At 60.2% G+C, this 19,247-nt stretch carries 15 protein-coding genes and 1 tRNA gene; 11 read left to right on the top strand and 5 right to left on the bottom strand.

Annotation, left to right across the window (positions count from 1 at the left end; genetic code table 11):
• Positions 1-397: 397 nt before the first annotated feature.
• Positions 398-1,723, top strand: coding sequence for an IS110 family RNA-guided transposase (locus tag ACMX25_RS31805; RefSeq protein ID WP_414953881.1), 1,326 nt, complete (start codon positions 398-400; stop codon positions 1,721-1,723).
• A 347-nt stretch (positions 1,724-2,070) separates the two neighbouring features.
• Positions 2,071-2,910, top strand: a complete 840-nt coding sequence (locus ACMX25_RS31800) for a hypothetical protein (protein WP_414953880.1) — start codon at positions 2,071-2,073, stop codon at positions 2,908-2,910.
• A 251-nt stretch (positions 2,911-3,161) separates the two neighbouring features.
• On the opposite strand, the gene ACMX25_RS31795 is transcribed toward ACMX25_RS31800, so the two are convergent.
• The 4 genes from ACMX25_RS31795 to ACMX25_RS31780 all read right to left on the bottom strand — a co-directional run bounded on the left by ACMX25_RS31795 (position 3,162) and on the right by ACMX25_RS31780 (position 5,368).
• Positions 3,162-3,236, bottom strand: a tRNA-Val gene (locus ACMX25_RS31795).
• 79 nt (positions 3,237-3,315) lie between these two features.
• Entirely contained in the window at positions 3,316-4,053 is a 738-nt protein-coding gene (gene dnaQ / locus ACMX25_RS31790) for a DNA polymerase III subunit epsilon (protein ID WP_414953879.1), read from the bottom strand.
• 11 nt (positions 4,054-4,064) lie between these two features.
• A complete protein-coding gene (gene rnhA / locus ACMX25_RS31785) occupies positions 4,065-4,523 on the bottom strand; it encodes a ribonuclease HI (protein ID WP_089159174.1) in 459 nt (152 codons plus the stop codon).
• Positions 4,523-5,368: a class I SAM-dependent methyltransferase gene (locus ACMX25_RS31780; RefSeq protein WP_414953878.1), complete on the bottom strand. Its 846-nt coding sequence runs from the start codon at positions 5,366-5,368 to the stop codon at positions 4,523-4,525. Before ACMX25_RS31780 ends, rnhA begins: the two co-directional genes overlap by 1 nt.
• A gap of 18 nt (positions 5,369-5,386) precedes the next feature.
• Between ACMX25_RS31780 and gloB the strand changes: the two genes are divergently transcribed.
• The 7 genes from gloB (at position 5,387) to ACMX25_RS31745 (ending at position 15,337) form a co-directional block, all read left to right on the top strand.
• Positions 5,387-6,190, top strand: coding sequence for a hydroxyacylglutathione hydrolase (gloB, locus tag ACMX25_RS31775; RefSeq protein ID WP_414953877.1), 804 nt, complete (start codon positions 5,387-5,389; stop codon positions 6,188-6,190).
• Positions 6,191-6,347: 157 nt separating this feature from the next.
• The gene (locus ACMX25_RS31770; RefSeq protein WP_414953876.1) at positions 6,348-8,018 is read left to right on the top strand and encodes a transglycosylase SLT domain-containing protein; all 1,671 of its coding nucleotides are present in this window, start codon (positions 6,348-6,350) and stop codon (positions 8,016-8,018) included.
• A 107-nt stretch (positions 8,019-8,125) separates the two neighbouring features.
• Positions 8,126-9,361 (top strand): MFS transporter, encoded by a 1,236-nt coding sequence (locus ACMX25_RS31765; RefSeq protein ID WP_414953875.1) that lies wholly within the window; start codon positions 8,126-8,128, stop codon positions 9,359-9,361.
• Positions 9,362-9,725: 364 nt separating this feature from the next.
• A complete protein-coding gene (gene carA / locus ACMX25_RS31760) occupies positions 9,726-10,865 on the top strand; it encodes a glutamine-hydrolyzing carbamoyl-phosphate synthase small subunit (RefSeq protein ID WP_414953874.1) in 1,140 nt (379 codons plus the stop codon).
• 66 nt (positions 10,866-10,931) lie between these two features.
• A complete protein-coding gene (gene carB, locus ACMX25_RS31755) occupies positions 10,932-14,186 on the top strand; it encodes a carbamoyl-phosphate synthase large subunit (protein WP_414953873.1) in 3,255 nt (1,084 codons plus the stop codon).
• Between the two features lie 153 nt (positions 14,187-14,339).
• Positions 14,340-14,816, top strand: a complete 477-nt coding sequence (greA, locus tag ACMX25_RS31750) for a transcription elongation factor GreA (RefSeq protein WP_414953872.1) — start codon at positions 14,340-14,342, stop codon at positions 14,814-14,816.
• Positions 14,816-15,337: a DUF4149 domain-containing protein gene (locus ACMX25_RS31745; protein WP_414953871.1), complete on the top strand. Its 522-nt coding sequence runs from the start codon at positions 14,816-14,818 to the stop codon at positions 15,335-15,337. Before greA ends, ACMX25_RS31745 begins: the two co-directional genes overlap by 1 nt.
• 70 nt (positions 15,338-15,407) lie before the next feature.
• On the opposite strand, the gene ACMX25_RS31740 is transcribed toward ACMX25_RS31745, so the two are convergent.
• Entirely contained in the window at positions 15,408-15,962 is a 555-nt protein-coding gene (locus ACMX25_RS31740; protein WP_414953870.1) for a YhbY family RNA-binding protein, read from the bottom strand.
• A gap of 395 nt (positions 15,963-16,357) precedes the next feature.
• Between ACMX25_RS31740 and ACMX25_RS31735 the strand changes: the two genes are divergently transcribed.
• On the top strand, positions 16,358-17,020 hold the full coding sequence (locus ACMX25_RS31735; RefSeq protein ID WP_414953869.1) for an RlmE family RNA methyltransferase: 663 nt from the start codon (positions 16,358-16,360) through the stop codon (positions 17,018-17,020).
• A 197-nt stretch (positions 17,021-17,217) separates the two neighbouring features.
• Positions 17,218-19,113 carry an ATP-dependent zinc metalloprotease FtsH gene (ftsH, locus tag ACMX25_RS31730; protein WP_414953868.1) on the top strand — a complete coding sequence of 632 codons (1,896 nt, stop codon included), beginning with the start codon at positions 17,218-17,220 and terminating at the stop codon, positions 19,111-19,113.
• The last annotated feature ends 134 nt before the right edge of the window (positions 19,114-19,247 follow it).

Genomic DNA, 19,247 nt, shown 5'->3' with positions numbered 1-19,247 from the left:
CTTTGGAATGAGACGCTGTTTGCTTGGTAACAACCATCGTATCAATCTATCGATCAGCCGCCTCCCTTTCTCCTCAAGCACTTACCACCGTCTTCTCCTCCATTGCAGGCTTAAGTAAGTGCCATTCGTTCTAGAGAGCCTTCCAATCCCGCGTCGGGCTCGGCGTTGGCGAGAAACGGGGATGCGGTATACCGGTGAACGGCAGCGCTGCGATGACCGCAAGACCAATGGTGCGAGCTCGCGGCATGCAGGCCGTGGAGTGAGCCCGCTTAGAAGCATGGTCCGGGATTCGTCGGCGACAGTGGTGAGCGGCGTGAGCCGCATCCCGTTCAGGAGATCGAGTCAATTTCGACGATTCCCATGGCGCTGCCGTTCACTGACGATTCTGGAGCAGGCCATGGCGATGCGCAAGCGAGACGAAGACGAGGTGTTCCCGAACGCAGCGGGGATCGATGTGGGCGGCTCTAGCCACTGGGTGGCGGTGCCCCGACAGGCCGATGACGAGCCGGTGCGTGAATTCGGAGCGATGACTGATGACCTGAACGCGATGGCCGACTGGCTGCTCGCGTGTGGCGTGGATACCGTCGCACTGGAGTCCACCGGGGTGTACTGGATCCCGGTCTACGAGGTGCTGGAGCGGCGCGGACTGGTGGTGTGGCTGGTCGATGCACGGCAGATGAAATACGTGCCCGGCCGCAAGAGCGACGTGCAGGATTGCCAGTGGTTGCAGAAGCTGATGAGCCTGGGGCTGCTGCGCGCGGCCTGGCGCCCGGGCGATGAGGTTTGCGTGGTACGCGCGGTAGTGCGTCAGCGCGAAGTGCTGCTCGCCGAACAAGCCAGCTGGGTAATGCGCATGCAGAAGGCGCTGGTGCAGATGAACCTCCAGCTTACCGAGGTGCTCACTGACGTGATGGGCATGACCGGGCAGGCCATCGTGCGGGCGATTGTGGCCGGCGAGCGTGACCCCAGGGTGCTGGCCCGGCATCGCAACGGCCACGTCAAGGCCAGCGCGGCCGACATCGAGCGGGCGCTGACGGGCAACTGGCGCGAGGAGCACCTGTTCGTGCTCGGGCAGGCCCTGGCGATGGTCGACAGCCTGGCCCAGCGGGTGCTCGAGTGCGACGCGAAGATCGAGGCGTTGCTGGTGCCACTGGGTCGTCACGAGCTCGAGCTGGACGGGCCGGGCAAACGGCGCGGCAAGAACGCCCCGCAGTTTGATGCACGCACCGCGCTGGCGCGCTGGGCGGGCGTGGACCTGACGCGCATCAACGGGCTGGCGGTCACCACCGTGATGACGATCCTCTCGGAGATCGGCCCAGACCTGAGTCGCTTTGCCAACGTCAAGCACTTCTGTTCGTGGCTCGGACTGTGTCCTGGGACCAAGGTCAGCGGCGGCAAGGTGCTCAGCGCGCGCACCCGGCGCTCCACCAACCGGGTGCGCCAGGCGCTCAAGCTGGCCGCCATGAGCCTGTCGCGCAACGACTCGGCGCTCGGCGCGTTTTATCGGCGGTTGTGCTCACGCATGGACAAGCCGCGCGCCAATACCGCCGTCGCCCACAAGCTCGCCCGTATTGTGTACTTCATGCTCACGCGGGGCGAAGCCTTCGTCGATCAGGGCCAGCAGCACTACGAAGAACAGCAACGGCAGCGCAGCATTGATGCCCTCAGGCGCCGCGCGACTGCGCTCGGCTTCCAGATCACCCCAGCCCCGCAAACCCCTTGAAACATGGGGTTATCCCAATTGTTTCTCAGGAGATCTTGCGGATTCCGCCTGATCGCTAGGTTGCCGATTCAGCGAAAACAACGCCCCGTGCGCCTCTGGCGCGCGGGGCGTTGTTGTTTTGACACACTGTGGAGGCAAGCTTCACGCGTTATCGTCGGGTTGAGCCTGCTGGGCCGATGCCGTTTTCGACATTCTCCCTATAATGTGCGGGCCTCGTGAAATGCAGTGCAGCATCTGCGCGAACGTGTGGACAGGTGTGGAAGGCTCTCGAAAATCGCATCGCGCGTCGGGAGGAACTTACCGCGCTTGCCGGACTAATAAGGACAGTTGTGAACAGGAGCGAAGTTTTGGCGAGAACGAAGCAGAGTAGCGCGAGCCCGGCACCCGGTGCTGGCACCGTGTTCGCGCTGCGGGCGATCGGACTCGTGCTGGCCGCGCGCTGGTTGCTGTCGATGTCGCAGATGGGCTACCTCTCTTCAATGCGCGCGATGACTTCGTCGCCGTGGGCCTGCGTCACGATCGTCCTTTTGTTCCTGCTGCTGTTCCTTCCGGGCGCCCGGGCGCGCGCGGAAAGGCCGCTGCATCCGCTGCCGCAATGGTTGCGGCAAGCGCTGCGGCTGCTCGCGCTGTTGAGTTTTGTGTTCGCGGTGTGGTCGGTCGGGTTCTTCACGTGGACCGCTGGCTGGAAGAATGCCGTGCACGCACTCGGCGAAACCAATGGCTGGCTGCTCGTCGCGCCCGCGCTGTATGCCGTGGTGCTATGGATTTGCCGGCCGCGCGCGCTGTGGCGCACGAATATCGCGGCCCGGCGGTTTGCTATCGGGCGGTATGCCATTTCCATCGATACCACCACGCGGACCGCCGTCGTCTGGGCCGAAAGCCGCAAGCTTGGTCAGTACGATGCGCGGGAGTTATCGGTGAAATGGCCTGAAGCGATGGCCGCCGATGTGGGTTCCGCTAGCTCGGAAAGTACTGCTACCTTTGCGTCCGCCGCCGTCGTGCCGAAAAAGCGCGGTTTGTTCGGCCGGGACGCGCGTCCCAAGATGGAATTGCTGTGGGATTCGCCCGCCGCCGCGGGACATAATCGTAAGACCGTCTTTCGCACTGCGCTGGCAAGCGAAGGCGACCGCAACACGGCGCGCGCGCTCGACATGTCGTTGCGGCAGAGTGCGAGCGTTGGGGCTTGAATCCCAGGTGTTGGCACTGACAACGAACAAAGCCCTCAGGTCTCACTGAGGGCTTTTTTTATTGTCTTTGTCCTTTTGCTTTTTAATTTGTGTTCCTGATTATTTTCGGCCTCAGCGCGCTAATGAGTATTCGGAAAACGGTGTCGGAATTAGACCAGTGCTGTCCGTCTTGCAGGCACCAAAAGAAAAAGGCTCTCAAGCATTTGCCTGAGAGCCTTTTTCAACGCGATGCCAACTTAACCGCGAAATCCTGGTGGGTGGTACAGGGATTGAACCTGTGACCCCTGCCGTGTGAAGGCAGTGCTCTACCGCTGAGCTAACCACCCGAAGAGCTTTGGATTATGTCAGAGCTTCTCGATTTCGTAAAGCAAATCTTGAGCATTTCAATAATCGCGTGGGCTCCAATCAAGGAGTTGCAGCCACCTCAACCGCGATCACCGTCTCGATCCGCCACACGCTTGTGCCCTTGACGGCCTTATCGAGATCGTCGAGAACCGCGAGATGCGCGCTCAGTTCTTCACCCGATGCCACCAGCACCGGCAATTGCAAATCATCGAGCGCAATACGTGGTGCGAAACCTTCACCGGTCGACTGGGCTTCGCCGAGCATGTCGATTACCAGGCTTTCCTGGCCACGCGTCATCGCCAGATAAACTTCCGCCAGCAATTCCGAGTCGAGCAGGGCGCCGTGCAACGTCCGATGTGCATTGCTGATGCCAAACCGGTCGCACAGCGCATCGAGTGAATTGCGCTTACCGGGGAACATCTGCTTCGCCTGCACGAGCGTATCAATCACGCCGCCGCACACTTCTTTCACGCCCGGCATGCCGACCAAACCAAATTCCACGTCCATGAAACCGACGTCGAACGGTGCGTTGTGAATGATCAACTCAGCGCCCGCCACGAAGTCGCGCAGTTCGGTGGCAATATCGGCGAACTTGGGTTTATCGCTGAGAAATTCGGTGGTCAGGCCGTGCACCGCGAGCGCGCCCGGATCGCTGTCTCGCCCGGGATTCACGTAGAAGTGCAGGTTATTGCCGGTGAGCCGTCGATTCACAAGCTCGACGCAGCCGATTTCGATAATACGGTCGCCCGTGCGGGCGTTGAGGCCGGTGGTTTCGGTATCGAGTACGAGTTGGCGCATAGAAATAAAAATTAACCTTCGGCGAGGGAAGTGACGCCGCGATTCGCGAGCGCGTCGGCGCGTTCATTTTCCGGATGGCCTGAATGGCCTTTCACCCAGCGCCATTCAATCTGATGCTGGACGACCAACGCATCAAGCCGCTTCCAGAGATCCGCGTTCTTGACCGGCGTTTTCGCCGCCGTCATCCAGTTCTTCTTTTTCCAGCCGTGAATCCACTCGCTGATGCCCTTCTGGACATATTGCGAATCGGTGTGGATGACCACGCGACACGGCCGCTTGAGCGCCTCAAGCGCCGAAATCACGCCCATGAGCTCCATGCGATTGTTGGTCGTCGGCGTTTCGCCGCCGAACAATTCCTTTTCCTGATCGCCGAAACGAAGGAGGGCGCCCCAGCCGCCGGGGCCGGGATTGCCCTTACAGGCGCCGTCGGTATAAATGTCGATTACTTTGTCTGTGGTGTCTAAGGTCATCAATGCTCGTTGCGTGTATGCGGCGTGGCGACCGGGGCGAGGCCCGGCGCGAGGGCAGGTTTTTTCAGCTTGCGCGGCCCGATCAGGCGCATGCCGCGCACGCGCTTGATGGCCGTGATCATGTAGGCAGCGCCGAAGATCGGCCACCAGCGGTCGCCGGCGGCTTCCATGAACTGATAGCGCGCCAGCCATTGTTCGGTCAGGAGAGGCGGACGATAGCAGCCGAAGCGCCCGCGTTCAAGGTCGAATCCGAGCAGCTTGATCCAGTCCTTGATCCGCGTGAACGCGATCATTTCGTGCGCGGACGGGACAAACGGCTTGCCGGCAACCTTGCCGAGCGATTGCCGCGCACCCCACAGGCTCAGGGAATTAAACCCCAGGATGATCAACTGTCCTTCAGGCACCAGCACGCGTTCGGCTTCTCTCAACAACCGATGCGGATCGCTCGTGAATTCGAGCGTATGCGGCATGACGAGCAAATCAACGCTTTGCGCCTCGAACGGCAAATCGAGCAGGTCGCACCACACGGCGCTGCGTCCTTCCGGCGCGTGCAGGCCGCGACTTGCCGACGGGAGCGACGTCACGCCCGGGCGCGCATCGGCTGAAACCGGCGGGGGCAGGGTGAAAGGCGCGCTGGCGGCGCTGGCGGTATCGAGCACGAGGCCTCGATACGGCATGCGATTCTCGCGCAACGCATCCAGCCCGGGCAGGCCGAGCTGCAGCGCGTGATAGCCGAAGATATCCGACACCACTCGGTCGAGCTGCGCCTGCTCCCAATCGAGCACATAGCGGCCGGGCGCGGAAAGTGTCCAGGCGGGCCAGTCTATAATTGTTCGCTCTGACATGTTCGGGTGAGTCGCCTTATGAAAACGCTTGAGTACGTGCCGGTTCCGGCGTTCGAAGACAACTACATCTGGCTGGTGTCGGACGGGCACAATGCCGTCGTGGTCGATCCTGGCGACGCCGCGCCCGTTGAAGCCTATTTGACGAAACGCGGTTGGCGGCTGACCGCTATTTTACTCACGCACCACCATCACGACCACGTCGGCGGCGTCGCAAAACTGCTCGTTAGCCAATCAGCCGATGGAGAAATCCCGGTGATCGGCCCGGCTGGCGAGGCTATCGAGCATCTGACGCGGCGCGTGAAGCAGGGCGATCACGTCAGTATCGCGAGTCCGGCGCTGGAATGCTCGGTTATCGATGTACCCGGGCATACCGCTGGACATATAGCGTACTTCCAGCCGGCTGATCCGCAAGGCACGCCGCATCTTTTTTGCGGCGACACCCTGTTCGCCAGCGGCTGCGGCCGTCTGTTCGAAGGCACGCCGCAACAAATGCTGACTTCCCTCGACGCGCTCGCCGCGCTCCCCGACGCCACGCTGGTTCACTGCGCCCACGAATATACGCTGTCGAATATCCGTTTCGCCCGCGCGGCCGAGCCCGATAACGCGGCGCTGGCGCAATGGCAGAAGGAAGCGGAGAGCCTGCGCGCGCGCAACCAGCCGACCATTCCGACCACGCTCTTGCACGAACGAAACGCGAATCCGTTCCTGCGCGCCGGCGAAAAAGGCGTACAGGCCACGCTTGCTGCGCAGTTCGAGCGTCCGGTGCGCGACCGGCTCGACGCTTTCACGCTGCTGCGCGGCTGGAAGGATAAATTTCGCTAACCCGTTGCGGCCTGCGGTTATCTTCATCTGAAACGTTGAAAACCCTTGCAGGCCTCGGATTTTGCTGAGTTTTTTGCATTTATATTGACGTGGTGAGTGCGGTTCCGTACTATCGGGTCCAAATTTCCAAGCACATTTTTTGGAATCCGAGACGTTCATGCGATTGATTTTAAGCGCGCTCCTCGTCCTGACATTGGCTGCATGTGCCAGCCAGGGACCGACAGCGACCAACTCCCTTTCTTCACTCCCTTCCGCTCAGAATCAGCAAGCCGTAGCAGACACCATCCGCAAGACTGCCGCCGCCAAGGAAACGATCAACGTCGACAAGACCTCGCTCGATTCACTTAGCGGACCCGACGGCGATTTGTGGGGCCGTATCCGCCGTGGTTTCCAGATTCCCGATCTGCAAAGCGACCTCGTCGATATGCAGGTCAACTGGTACGCCCAGCGCCCGGATTACGTCGAACGCATGACGGGCCGCTCGCAAAAATACCTGTATCACATCGTCGAAGAGCTCGAACAGCGGCACATGCCGACCGAACTCGCGTTGCTGCCGTTTATCGAATCGGCCTATAACCCGCAGGCGCTGTCGGTCGCGAAGGCCGCGGGCATGTGGCAGTTCGTGCCGGGCACGGGCCGCGACTACAACCTGAAACAGAACATGTTCCAGGATGAGCGGCGCGACGTGCTCGCGTCGACCAGCGCGGCGCTCGACTATCTTTCGCGTCTCCACGATATGTTCGGCGACTGGGATCTGGCGCTCGCCGCGTACAACTGGGGCGAAGGCAACGTGCAGAAGGCGATCGCGAAGAACGAGGCGATGGGCCTGCCGACCGATTACCAAAGCCTGCGGATGCCGAACGAGACGCGCAACTACGTCCCGAAGCTGCAGGCGGTGAAGAACATCGTCGCCAATCCGCAAATGTATGGGCTCACGCTTCCAGACATTCCTAATCACCCGTATTTCGTGACGGTCACCACGTCGCGCGACATGGACGTGACCATGGCCGCGAAGCTCGCGGGCATGACGGTGGAGGAGTTCCGCTCGCTGAATCCATCATTTGCGAAGCCGGTCATTCTCGGCGCAACGAGCCCGCAGATCCTGCTTCCCTTTGACAATGCTAGCGCGTTCCAGAAGAACCTGAAGTCATATTCCGGCCAGTTGTCGTCGTGGACCACGTATACGGTGAGCGAACGGGCAACCCCCGCAGTCATCGCGCAGAAAATTGGTGTCGACGCGGATACGCTCATGTCGGTGAACCGCATTCCGGCCGGCATGCGGCTGAAAGCGGGCTCGACCATCGTGGTGCCGCGCAGCGATGACGACGATGAGGACATCAGCGCTGACGTCGCCGAAAGTGCGATGCTGGCAGTCGAACCCGACGTTCCCGATACCCGCAAGATGCTGATCCGCGTGCGCCGTGCGCAATCCATGTCGACCTTTGCCGATCGCTACAACGTGTCGATATCGCAGGTTAAAAGCTGGAACCGTACTCATCGTGACGCCGTCATGCCCGGTCAGTTGATCGTGCTGCATGTGCCGGTCGGGCGTGCTGTCCCGGCCGAACCTGGTCCGGTGCGCGTGGAAACGGTCGCCGTGTCGAGCCATAACAGGGGCGGCGTGACGAAGATCGGCACGCACGTGCCGGAATCGAAGAGCGTGTCGAAGAGCGCGGCGCGCGGCGGTAAAGCGAGCGCCCCCGCGGCCAAGGTGAAGGCGACGCGGGTAAGCGAGAAATTCGACGCACCGTCCAAGGCAGTCAAGCCTGTTGCAGTAGCCAAGACCACGAAATCAATCAAGTCGACTGATAAAAAGAAGAAGCAATAACCTGTCTACGCGGTCAAGAATCCACGCCGTCACCAAGGTGACGGCGTTTTCATTTAAGCGCGCGCGTTAAACTGCCGCTTCATACAAAAGAGGCCCTTGCGCCGCACATGACGTCCTCCGTTCGTCTTCGCGTGTTCTTCCTGTTTTCCGCCGGATATTTCGTCTCGTACGTATTCCGCGGAGTCAATCTCGGCTTTGCGCCCTATATCACGCACGACCTGGGTTTGTCGGGCGCGGATCTTGGTTTGCTCACGTCGCTGTATTTCCTTGGTTTCGCGGCGGCGCAAATTCCCGTTGGCATGTTGCTCGATCGATTTGGCCCGCGCCGGGTCACCGCGTTCATGCTGTTGTTCGCGGCGCTTGGGATCGGCGTATTCGGGGCGGCGCACGGCATTGGCGCGATGATGCTGGGGCGGCTGCTGATTGGCGTGGGCGTGTCCGTCTGCATGAGCGCGGCGTTCAAGGCGCTTGCGCAAATCCTGCCCGTCGCACAATTGCCGATGGTCAACGGCCTCGTAATGGCCGTGGGTGGTCTGGGCGGCGTGGTCGTCGGCTCGCCGCTCGCCATCCTGCTCGGCGTGACCGACTGGCGCAACATCTGTTTCGGACTGGTGGCCATGACCCTCTCGGTCGCGGCGGCCATCTTCCTTTTTGCCCCGGAACATCGCGATGGCGTGCATCGAAAAGCCGACATGCTCACGCAGTTCAAGGGCACGTGGCACATCCTCGGCAGCGGCGCGTTCTGGAAGATCGCGTCGTTTTCGGTCGTGACGCAAGGCGTTTTCTACGCGATGCAATCGCTATGGATCAGGCCCTATCTCCTCGATGTCATGGGCCTGAGCGCTCAATACGCCGCGGTGCTGGTATCGGTGCTCGGTATCGCGATGATGATCGGCTGCGTCGGTTTTGGCGTAGCGGCGCGCGGCCTGCAGAAACGCGGAGTGACGGTGTACGCGTTCTGCGGCTTCGGCATGGGGCTGTTTGTGCTCGTTCAAGTGCTGATGCTCGTGCGCGCGCCGATTGCCCCGGCGTTACTGATCGCGAGTTACGGTGTGTTTGGCGGAACGGGCATCCTGAGCTACGCGGTGATGGCCGAATATTTCCCGACGCACATGATCGGCCGCGCGCACAGCACGCTCACGCTTGTCCTGTTCATCCTGATCTTCGGATTGCAGGTGGGCATAGGCGCGATGCTGTCGCGATGGCCAACCCAGGGCGGCCATTATCCCGTTACGGCGCACCTAAGTGTCTGGGGTGCGCTGATCGCGATGCAAATTGCTAGCGCCATCTGGTATGTCCTGCCGAGCAGCGTTCTCGAAAAGCGCGGCGGCGTGGCGTCATGATGGCCGTAAGGCCGCCGGATAAGGCTTGCCACGATTAACCTGGAACGCGTCTTGCGTGCTGCGCGTCTCAAATTTGGAGGGAAGGGCGTTTTACGGCTATAATTCGAAGGTTTGAGCAAATCAACCTACACCCTAGCGCCTACCTCCCACTCACCGTTCATCCGCCGCGCCTTGCACCACGCGCGCATCCCGCCAAACGCCTGATTCGCGCGTCCAGTCATTGGAGCCCGAACAGCGAAACCGGCGAGGCTTGTGCCCGATGCAATCGAACGCGATGCGGGTCTGCGCGCGCCACTTCTCGGCCGCGCGCGACCCCACGGTCGGATGACAGGTCGGCAAACAGGGTGTTCCAAAGGAGCCTCCCGTGTTGCCGTCATTCTCTCCCGCAATCCTCGCACTCGCCGACGGCACGGTCTTTCGTGGTCACTCGATCGGCGCGTCCGGTCACACGATCGGCGAAGTGGTGTTCAACACCGCTATCACCGGTTATCAGGAAATCCTGACGGACCCAAGCTACGCCCAGCAAATCGTCACCCTGACGTATCCGCACATCGGCAATGCCGGTGTGAACGCTGAAGACGTCGAATCCACCAAAGTCCATGCCGCCGGCCTGATCATTCGAGATCTGCCGGTGCTCGCCTCGAATTTTCGCTCCGAACAATCGCTCGCCGACTATCTGAAAGCGGAAAACGTCGTCGCCATTTCGAACATCGATACCCGCAAGCTCACGCGAATCCTGCGCGACATGGGTGCGCAAAACGGCTGCATTCTGGCTGGTGACGACGAAGTTAAGGCGTTGGAACTCGCGCGCTCGTTCCCGGGTTTGTCGGGGATGGATCTCGCCAAAGTTGTGTCGACGAAAGAAAAGTACGAATGGTCGCAGTCCGAATGGCGTCTGGAAAGCGGCTACGGCGAGCAAAAGGCGCCGCAGTACCGCGTGGTCGCGTTCGACTACGGCGTGAAGTACAACATCCTGCGCATGCTGGCCGAGCGCGGTTGCCACGTCACCGTGCTGCCGGCTCAGTCCACCGCTAAAGACGCTCTTGCGCTGAACCCCGACGGCATCTTCCTCTCGAACGGCCCCGGCGACCCGGAACCGTGCGATTACGCGATTGAAGCCACGCGCGAATTCATCAAACGCGGCATTCCGACGTTCGGCATTTGCCTCGGGCACCAGATCATGGGTCTGGCTGTCGGCGCGAAGACATTGAAGATGAAGACCGGCCATCACGGCGCGAATCATCCGGTCAAGGATCTGGAAAACGGCCGCGTGGTGATCACATCGCAGAATCACGGTTTCGCCGTCGATGCCACCACGCTGCCCGCCAACGCAAAGGTCACGCATACCTCGTTGTTCGACGGCACGCTGCAGGGCTTCGCGCTCACCGACAAACCCGCGTTCTGCTTCCAGGGCCACCCGGAAGCGTCGCCGGGACCGAACGATATTGCGTACTTGTTCGATCGATTCGTCGGCCTGATGGAAGCGCAAAAAGAAGCGGCTTGAATATAGGCGCGCAGACACGCCAGACACGCAAAGACAGAACACGCAACACAATCATTGAGAGCAGTTATGCCGAAGCGGACAGACATCAAGAGCATCCTCATCATCGGCGCGGGACCGATCATCATCGGTCAGGCGTGCGAGTTCGACTATTCGGGCGCGCAGGCTTGCAAGGCGCTGCGCGAGGAAGGCTACAAGGTCATTCTCGTCAACAGCAATCCCGCGACGATCATGACCGACCCGAACACGGCCGACATCACGTATATCGAGCCGATCACGTGGGAAGTCGTCGAGCGCATCATCGACAAGGAACGCCCGGACGCGATCCTCCCGACCATGGGCGGGCAAACCGCGCTGAACTGCGCGCTCGATTTGTTCCACCACGGCGTGCTGGAAAAGTACAAGGTCGAGTTGATCGGCGCGTCGCCGGAAGCTATCGATAAAGCCGAAGACCGCCAGAAGTTCAAGGAAGCGATGACGAAGATTGGCCTCGGTTCGGCCAAGTCGGGCATCGCGCATTCCATGGAAGAAGCGTTGCAGGTGCAGGCGGAAATTGCCGCGCTGACGGGCAGCGGCGGTTATCCGACGGTGATTCGTCCGTCGTTCACGCTGGGTGGATCGGGCGGCGGGATTGCGTATAACAAGGAGGAATTCGAAGAGATTTGCCGTCGCGGGCTGGATTTATCGCCGACGCGTGAATTGCTGATCGAAGAGTCGCTGCTGGGCTGGAAAGAGTTCGAGATGGAAGTGGTCCGCGATACAAAGGACAACTGCATCATCGTGTGCTCGATCGAAAACCTGGACCCGATGGGCGTGCATACCGGCGACTCCATCACCGTCGCGCCGGCTCAAACGCTGACCGACAAGGAATATCAGATCCTGCGTAACGCATCGCTTGCGGTGCTGCGCGAGATTGGCGTGGACACGGGCGGTTCCAACGTACAGTTCGCGATCAACCCGAAAGACGGCCGCATGGTGGTCATCGAGATGAATCCGCGCGTGTCGCGTTCGTCGGCGCTGGCATCGAAGGCGACGGGTTTCCCGATCGCCAAGGTCGCAGCGAAACTGGCCGTGGGCTATACGCTCGATGAACTCAAGAACGAGATCACCGGTGGTCAGACGCCGGCATCGTTTGAGCCGACCATCGACTATGTGGTTACCAAGATTCCGCGTTTCGCGTTCGAGAAATTCCGCGAAGCCGATGCACGCCTGACAACGCAAATGAAGTCGGTCGGCGAAGTGATGGCCATTGGCCGCACGTTCCAGGAATCGTTCCAGAAGGCGTTGCGCGGACTGGAAGTGGGAGTGGACGGTCTCGATGAAAAGACCACCAGCCGCGACGAAGTGATTCGCGAAATCGGTGAGCCGGGTCCGGACCGGATCTGGTTCCTGGGCGACGCATTCCGTCTTGGCCTGACCGCTCAGGAAATCTTTGAAGAGACATCGATCGATCCGTGGTTCCTCGCACAAATCGAGCAGATCATCCAGAAGGAAAAGGCGCTCAGCGGCCGCACGGTCGATAGCCTGACCAAGGATGAAATGCTGTATCTGAAGCAGAGCGGTTTTTCGGATCGACGCCTCGCCAAATTGCTTGGGTCGGATCAAACGGCTGTGCGCAAGCATCGTCACGGGTTGAAGGTGCGTCCTGTCTACAAGCGCGTGGACACGTGCGCCGCCGAGTTTGCAACGAAAACCGCCTACATGTACTCGACCTACGAGGAAGAGTGCGAAGCGAATCCGACCGATAAAAAGAAGATCATGGTGTTGGGCGGCGGCCCGAACCGGATCGGGCAGGGCATCGAGTTCGACTATTGCTGCGTGCATGCAGCCTTGGCGATGCGCGAAGACGGCTATGAAACCATCATGGTCAACTGCAATCCCGAGACCGTTTCCACCGACTACGACACGTCCGATCGTCTGTACTTCGAGTCGCTGACGCTGGAAGACGTGCTTGAAATCGTCGATCTGGAAAAGCCGGTTGGCGTAATCGTGCAGTACGGCGGACAGACGCCGTTGAAGCTTGCGCTGGACCTCGAGGCGAACGGCGTACCTATCGTTGGAACGTCGCCGGACATGATCGACGCCGCCGAAGACCGCGAGCGTTTCCAGAAGCTGCTGCAGGACCTGAACCTGCGTCAACCGCCGAATCGCACGGCACGCGCCGAAGACGAAGCGCTGCGCCTCGCCGAAGAAATCGGCTATCCGCTGGTCGTGCGTCCGTCGTACGTGCTCGGTGGCCGCGCAATGGAAATCGTCCACGAGCCGCGTGATCTCGAACGCTACATGCGCGAAGCCGTGAAGGTTTCGCATGATTCGCCCGTGTTGCTCGACCGCTTCCTGAACGACGCCATCGAATGCGATGTCGACTGTATTTCCGATGGCGAAGCGGTGTTTATCGGCGGCGTGATGGAGCACATCGAACAGGCGGGCGTGCATTCCGGCGACTCGGCATGTTCGCTGCCGCCGTATTCGCTGTCGCAGGAAACCATCGACGAACTCAAGCGCCAGACCGGCGCCATGGCTCGCGCGCTGAACGTGATCGGCCTGATGAACGTGCAGTTTGCGATCCAGCAAGCGGTACAGGAAGACGGGTCGAAGAAGGACGTGATCTACGTGCTCGAAGTGAATCCGCGCGCTTCGCGGACGGTGCCGTATGTATCGAAGGCGACGGGTTTGCCTTTGGCCAAGATCGCCGCCCGCGCGATGGTCGGTCAAAAACTCGCCGATCAAGGCATAACGAAGGAAGTGATCCCGCCGTATTTCAGCGTCAAGGAAGCGGTGTTCCCGTTCGTGAAGTTCCCGGCTGTCGATCCGGTGCTCGGACCTGAAATGCGCTCGACGGGCGAAGTAATGGGCGTGGGCCGCACGTTCGGCGAAGCGCTGTTCAAGTCGCAACTCGCGGCCGGTTCGCGCTTGCCGGAAAGCGGCACGGTCCTGCTGACGGTCATGGATGCCGACAAGCAGAAGGCCGTGGAAGTCGCGACCATGCTGCACGAGCTGGGCTACCCGATCGTGGCGACCAAGGGCACGGCGTCGGCTATCCAGGCCGCGGGCGTGCCGGTTAAGGTGGTCAACAAGGTGAAGGACGGCCGGCCGCACATCGTGGACATGATCAAGAACGGCGAGATTGCGCTGGTCTTCACCACCGTCGATGAAACCCGCGCCGCGATTGCCGATTCCCGCTCGATCCGCATGAGCGCACAGGCCAACAAGGTCACGTACTACACGACTATGTCGGGCGCGCGCGCGGCGGTCGAAGGACTGCGATATCTGAAGGACCTAGAAGTCTATGATTTACAAGGACTCCATGCTCGCCTAAACTAAGGTTTCTGATTCGAGTCTCTGCAGTATCAGCAGTCTCCAAATGAAGTCTAAGTTTCAAGGGCCGCGGTTAAGCGGCGTCTTCCTTTTTTACCGGGAGATGCACTTAACCGCGGTAATTTTTTTACGTCTGCATCTTTGCGTAATGAGTTGTTTATGAGCACAGTTCCTTTGACTAAACGCGGCGCGGCAATGCTCCGCGACGAATTGCAACGCCTCAAATCCGTGGAGCGTCCGGCTGTCGTGAATTCGATCTCCGAAGCCCGCGCGCAGGGCGACTTGTCCGAAAACTCTGAATATGACGCGGCCAAGGAGAAGCAGGGCTTTATCGAAGGCCGGATTGCCGAGATCGAGTCGAAGCTGGCCGGGGCGCAAGTGATTGACCCAACGACCGTGGAGGCTGACGGGCGCGTGATTTTCGGCGCGACGGTCGAACTGGAAGAGACGGCTACGGGCGACACGGTCACTTACCAGATCGTCGGCGACGACGAAGCGGACATCGACCACGGCCTGGTCTCCATCAGCTCGCCCATCGCCCGTGCGCTGATTGGCAAGAGCGAGGGCGACGTGGCGTCGGTCCAGGCGCCGAGCGGCGCGCGCGAGTACGAAATCATCGCGGTCAAGTACGTCTGATGGCCCATCGATTTTTTCGGATTATCGCCATGATCTGGGTCGGCAGCGTGCTGACGCTCGGGTACGTGGCGGCCCCGGTGCTGTTCAGCATGCTTGACCGGACGTCGGCGGGATCGGTTGCCGCGCAACTGTTTCGCATCGAGGGATTTCTCGGCGTGATCTGCGCGCTGCTGCTGCTGGTATTGGCTAATCGCCTCGTTCGAACGGGTTTCGCCGAATACAAGCGGACCCGTTGGGTCATCGCGGGCATGTTGTTGTGCGTGTTGATCGGGTATTTCGCGCTGCAGCCATTCATGAATGCGCTGCGCGTGGCGGCCCAGGAAGGCGGGGTGGAACTCGCGCAATCGCCGTATGCAAGCCGCTTTGGCATGCTGCACGGCTTCTCCAGCGCGTTCTATCTGGTGGAGAGCGTGCTCGGATTGTTGTTGTTCTGGCGCCTGCCGCCTGCAAAATTTCCAGCGCAATCGGTCATTCCGAAGGGAAAAACGGCTAGCGTCGCGGCACGTCGCGCGCGCGGTTAAAAAAAGCCGGTCATGCCCGGGGGTATCGGGCGTGACCGGCTTTTTGCTTTCCGGACGAACCGGAACAGGCTTATTTCGACGATTGATGGTGCCGCTTGGCGCTCGGCAGACGCTTCTTTGCGCGTTTGACGTTGCCGCCAGCGGTCACACGTTCGTTGCCGCGAACCAACAGTTTTTGCTTCTTCGGCTTGCGGACCACAGGTGCGTCACGCGTGATCTTGACGACCTTGACCACGCGCGGCGCACGTCCCTTCGACGAGGTCTCAGCGGCGGCTTCGCCTGCGCTCGGAGGCGCTATGCGGTTGGCGCCGCGGACACCGGCAACGCGCGACGGCTTGGGCGCTTGGTCGCTTTCCGGCCGCCATACCACGAGCAACTTGCCGATTTGCTGGACCGGCGCGGCATCTAGCTTGTCGCAGATCTCGGCGTAGGCGGCGACACGGGCTTCACGGTCGTCGCCGAACACGCGGATCTTGATGAGCTGATGTGCAGCAAGGTGCACCTCGATCTCGGCCAGAACGGCCTCGGTCAGCCCGTCACCGCCAACGAGTACGACGGGCTTGAGCGCATGAGCTTGGGAGCGCAGGTCGGCGCGTTGGGCGGGAGAAAGTTTGAGAGCTGACATGAGAAGTAACGGACTCGACTAAAATGAGAGGCGCCGTAGCGTAAAAGTGGCTAAACGGTCGCGATTGCAAAACAAAGACGGGCAGGGCAGGACGCCTTGCTCAAGAAAATGACGGACGGCGCGAGGCGATGCGGCGAGCAACGGACTTGATTTTAACGAATCTTTAATCGCCGGAGCTCGGACGCCGCCCCTTGCCAGATAAGCCCGAAGCACATTATCAGCTTCGGGTCTCCGGCAAACGTCGCTGGCAAACACAGGGCGCAACGGTGCCTGAGTCGGCTAGCTACTTCGGCTGTCCACATCGACGAAGGCTGCCTCATAAATGAGCAGCAGCCCGAATTAGACGCGTATTATCCGCTAAAAGCACAGTTTCACGCAGCAAGAGTTCATTCTTAATGGCAAAAAACCGCTTCAATTACTCGTGGCTGCACGACCACATCAACGACCCATACGTGAAACTCGCGCAGCGCGAGGGCTATCGGGCGCGCGCGGCATACAAGCTGAAGGAGATCGACGAGCAGGATAAGTTGATCAAACCGGGCCAGATCATTGTCGACCTTGGCTCGACTCCGGGGAGCTGGAGCCAATACGCGCGCAACCAATTGGCTAAAGGGTCCAAGCGGGGTGAAACGCGCGAAGGCGGGATCGATGGCAAGATCATCGCGCTCGACCTGTTGCCCATGGAGTCGATTGCCGACGTGATTTTCATCCAGGGTGATTTCCGCGAAGACTCGGTATTGGACCAGTTGAAGGAAATCGTGGGCGACCATCAAGTCGACCTTGTAATTTCCGACATGGCCCCCAACCTCTCAGGAGTTGCAAGCGCGGATGCGGCGCGAATGGAACATCTGTGCGATCTGGCGCTGGACTTCTCGCAGAACCATTTAAAGCCGGAAGGCGCCTTATTGGTCAAATGTTTTCACGGCAGCGGCTATAGTCAAATAGTGGAGAAGTTCAAGCATCAATTCAAAATCGTCGCGCCGCGCAAGCCAAAGGCATCGCGCGACAAATCGTCCGAAACGTTTATTTTGGGCAGGCAACTCAAGCGTCGGGATTGAGAGTTGCAGGTGGAAACGCCGCCGGGGACCGGGTGTCCCGACGGTTGATTTGCCGAATATGTCCAAACAATCGGGTCCCGGCCGCTATCTTCGTGCTAGCTAAAGGTTATAGCAGGGGTTTGCGGTCTGGATTAGAATGCTTTGGTGGTGCCGCAAGGCGAATGTAGGCGCCCGTCTATGAGTGAAGGAGTGGTGCTTTGAACAACAATATGTTCTCTAAGGCAGCGGTGTGGCTGGTTATCGCACTGGTGCTGTTCACGGTGTTCAAGCAGTTCGACAAGCCCCGCGTCCAGGAAGGTGTTTCGTATTCGCAATTCATGGACGACGCGAAGTCCGGTAAGGTTAAGACAGTTACCGTTCAGGGCCGTAATCTCACCGTTACTCCCGCAGACGGTCAGAAATATCAAATCGTGTCGCCTGGCGATATCTGGATGGTCGGCGACTTGATGAAGTACGGCGTCCAGGTCAGCGGCAAGGCTGATGACGAACCGAACGCGCTCGTTTCCGCGCTGTATTACCTCGGACCGACGATCCTGATCATCGGTTTCTGGTTCTTCATGATGCGGCAGATGCAGGGCGGCGGGAAAGGCGGAGCATTTTCGTTCGGCAAGTCGCGAGCGCGGCTGATCGACGAGAACAACAACGCAATCAATTTTACCGACGTCGCAGGCTGTGACGAAGCGAAGGAAGAGGTCTCCGAGCTAGTCGACTTCCTGCGCGATCCGCAGAAATTCCAGAAGCTGGGCGGGCGTATCCCTCGCGGCGTATTGCTGGTCGGGCCTCCGGGTACGGGTAAGACGCTGCTGGCGCGCGCCATTGCCGGCGAAGCGAAAGTACCGTTCTTCAGTATTTCGGGTTCGGACTTCGTTGAAATGTTCGTTGGTGTGGGCGCGGCCCGGGTGCGCGACATGTTCGAGCAGGCCAAGAAGCACGCGCCGTGTATCGTGTTTATCGACGAAATCGATGCTGTGGGCCGTCATCGCGGCGCCGGCATGGGTGGCGGTAACGACGAGCGCGAACAGACGTTGAACCAGATGCTCGTGGAAATGGACGGGTTCGAGGCGAACTCCGGCGTGATCGTGATCGCTGCAACCAACCGTTCCGACGTGCTGGACAAAGCGTTGCTGCGTCCAGGCCGTTTCGACCGTCAGGTGTACGTGGGCTTGCCGGATATCCGCGGCCGCGAACACATCATGAAGGTCCATCTGCGCAAGGTGCCTATTTCGAACGACGTCGACGCTTCGGTGATCGCACGCGGCACGCCGGGCTTCTCGGGCGCCGATCTGGCGAACCTTGTGAACGAAGCAGCGTTGTTTGCAGCGCGTCGCGGCAAGCGGATCGTCGAAATGGCTGACTTCGAAGACGCGAAAGACAAGATCTTCATGGGTCCGGAACGTAAGTCGGCTGTAATGCGTGAAGAAGAGCGTCGCAATACGGCTTATCACGAGTCGGGTCACGCGGTGGTGGCGAAGCTCCTGCCGCACGCCGATCCGGTTCACAAGGTCTCCATCATGCCGCGCGGCTGGGCGTTGGGTATCACGTGGCAGTTGCCGGAGCATGATCGGGTCAATCTGTATCGTGACAAGATGCTCGAGGAAATCGCCATCCTGTTCGGTGGCCGTGCAGCGGAGGAAGTGTTCCTGAACTCCATGTCCACGGGTGCTTCGAATGACTTTGAGCGCGCGACCAAGATGGCGCGTGACATGGTGACGCGTTACGGCATGTCGGATGTGCTCGGCACGATGGTGTATGTCGACACGGAACAAGACGGCGTGTTCGGCAAGATGGCGTCGAAGACGGTGTCCGAAGCCACGCAGCAAAAGGTCGATGCTGAAATTCGCCGGATTCTTGACGATCAGTATGGGCTTGCCCGCAAGCTGCTGGAAGACAACCGCGACAAGGTCGAATCCATGACGAAGGCGCTGCTGGAATGGGAAACCATCGACGCGGAGCAGATTAGCGACATCATGGGCGGTCGTCCGCCACGTCCGCCGAAGAATCTGCCGCCGCCGTCGGGTGATCCGTCGTCGGGTGGTGGAAATGCCGGCGCGGAAGTCAAACCGGGTAACGCCACGGCTCCTGCTTCAGCCTGACGCGATCCTGAAGCAAGTCAGAAGGGGCTGGTGTGTTTTCACACCAGCCCCTTTTCCGTTGTGGTTCGCTTTTTCAGGTATCCAAGCGGAGGTTCACCGGCTTGGAGCGGCAATTGTTGTTTGAACCTGGCCGT

This window comes from Caballeronia eucalypticola (genome assembly GCF_047608185.1).
In the GTDB taxonomy this organism is placed as follows: Bacteria; Pseudomonadota; Gammaproteobacteria; order Burkholderiales; family Burkholderiaceae; genus Caballeronia.
Note: the sequence above shows the minus strand (reverse complement) of the source record. Positions and strands in the feature narration are given on the sequence as shown.

What these genes read in the sequence shown, in the direction of transcription:
- ACMX25_RS31805 (WP_414953881.1), top strand. Translation starts at nt 398, where the DNA reads ATGGCGATGCGCAAGCGAGACGAAGACGAGGTGTTCCCGAACGCAGCG.
- dnaQ (WP_414953879.1), bottom strand. Translation starts at nt 4,053, where the DNA reads ATGCGCCAACTCGTACTCGATACCGAAACCACCGGCCTCAACGCCCGC.
- rnhA (WP_089159174.1), bottom strand. Translation starts at nt 4,523, where the DNA reads ATGACCTTAGACACCACAGACAAAGTAATCGACATTTATACCGACGGC.
- ACMX25_RS31780 (WP_414953878.1), bottom strand. Translation starts at nt 5,368, where the DNA reads ATGTCAGAGCGAACAATTATAGACTGGCCCGCCTGGACACTTTCCGCG.
- gloB (WP_414953877.1), top strand. Translation starts at nt 5,387, where the DNA reads ATGAAAACGCTTGAGTACGTGCCGGTTCCGGCGTTCGAAGACAACTAC.
- ACMX25_RS31770 (WP_414953876.1), top strand. Translation starts at nt 6,348, where the DNA reads ATGCGATTGATTTTAAGCGCGCTCCTCGTCCTGACATTGGCTGCATGT.
- ACMX25_RS31765 (WP_414953875.1), top strand. Translation starts at nt 8,126, where the DNA reads ATGACGTCCTCCGTTCGTCTTCGCGTGTTCTTCCTGTTTTCCGCCGGA.
- carB (WP_414953873.1), top strand. Translation starts at nt 10,932, where the DNA reads ATGCCGAAGCGGACAGACATCAAGAGCATCCTCATCATCGGCGCGGGA.
- greA (WP_414953872.1), top strand. Translation starts at nt 14,340, where the DNA reads ATGAGCACAGTTCCTTTGACTAAACGCGGCGCGGCAATGCTCCGCGAC.
- ACMX25_RS31745 (WP_414953871.1), top strand. Translation starts at nt 14,816, where the DNA reads ATGGCCCATCGATTTTTTCGGATTATCGCCATGATCTGGGTCGGCAGC.
- ACMX25_RS31740 (WP_414953870.1), bottom strand. Translation starts at nt 15,962, where the DNA reads ATGTCAGCTCTCAAACTTTCTCCCGCCCAACGCGCCGACCTGCGCTCC.
- ACMX25_RS31735 (WP_414953869.1), top strand. Translation starts at nt 16,358, where the DNA reads ATGGCAAAAAACCGCTTCAATTACTCGTGGCTGCACGACCACATCAAC.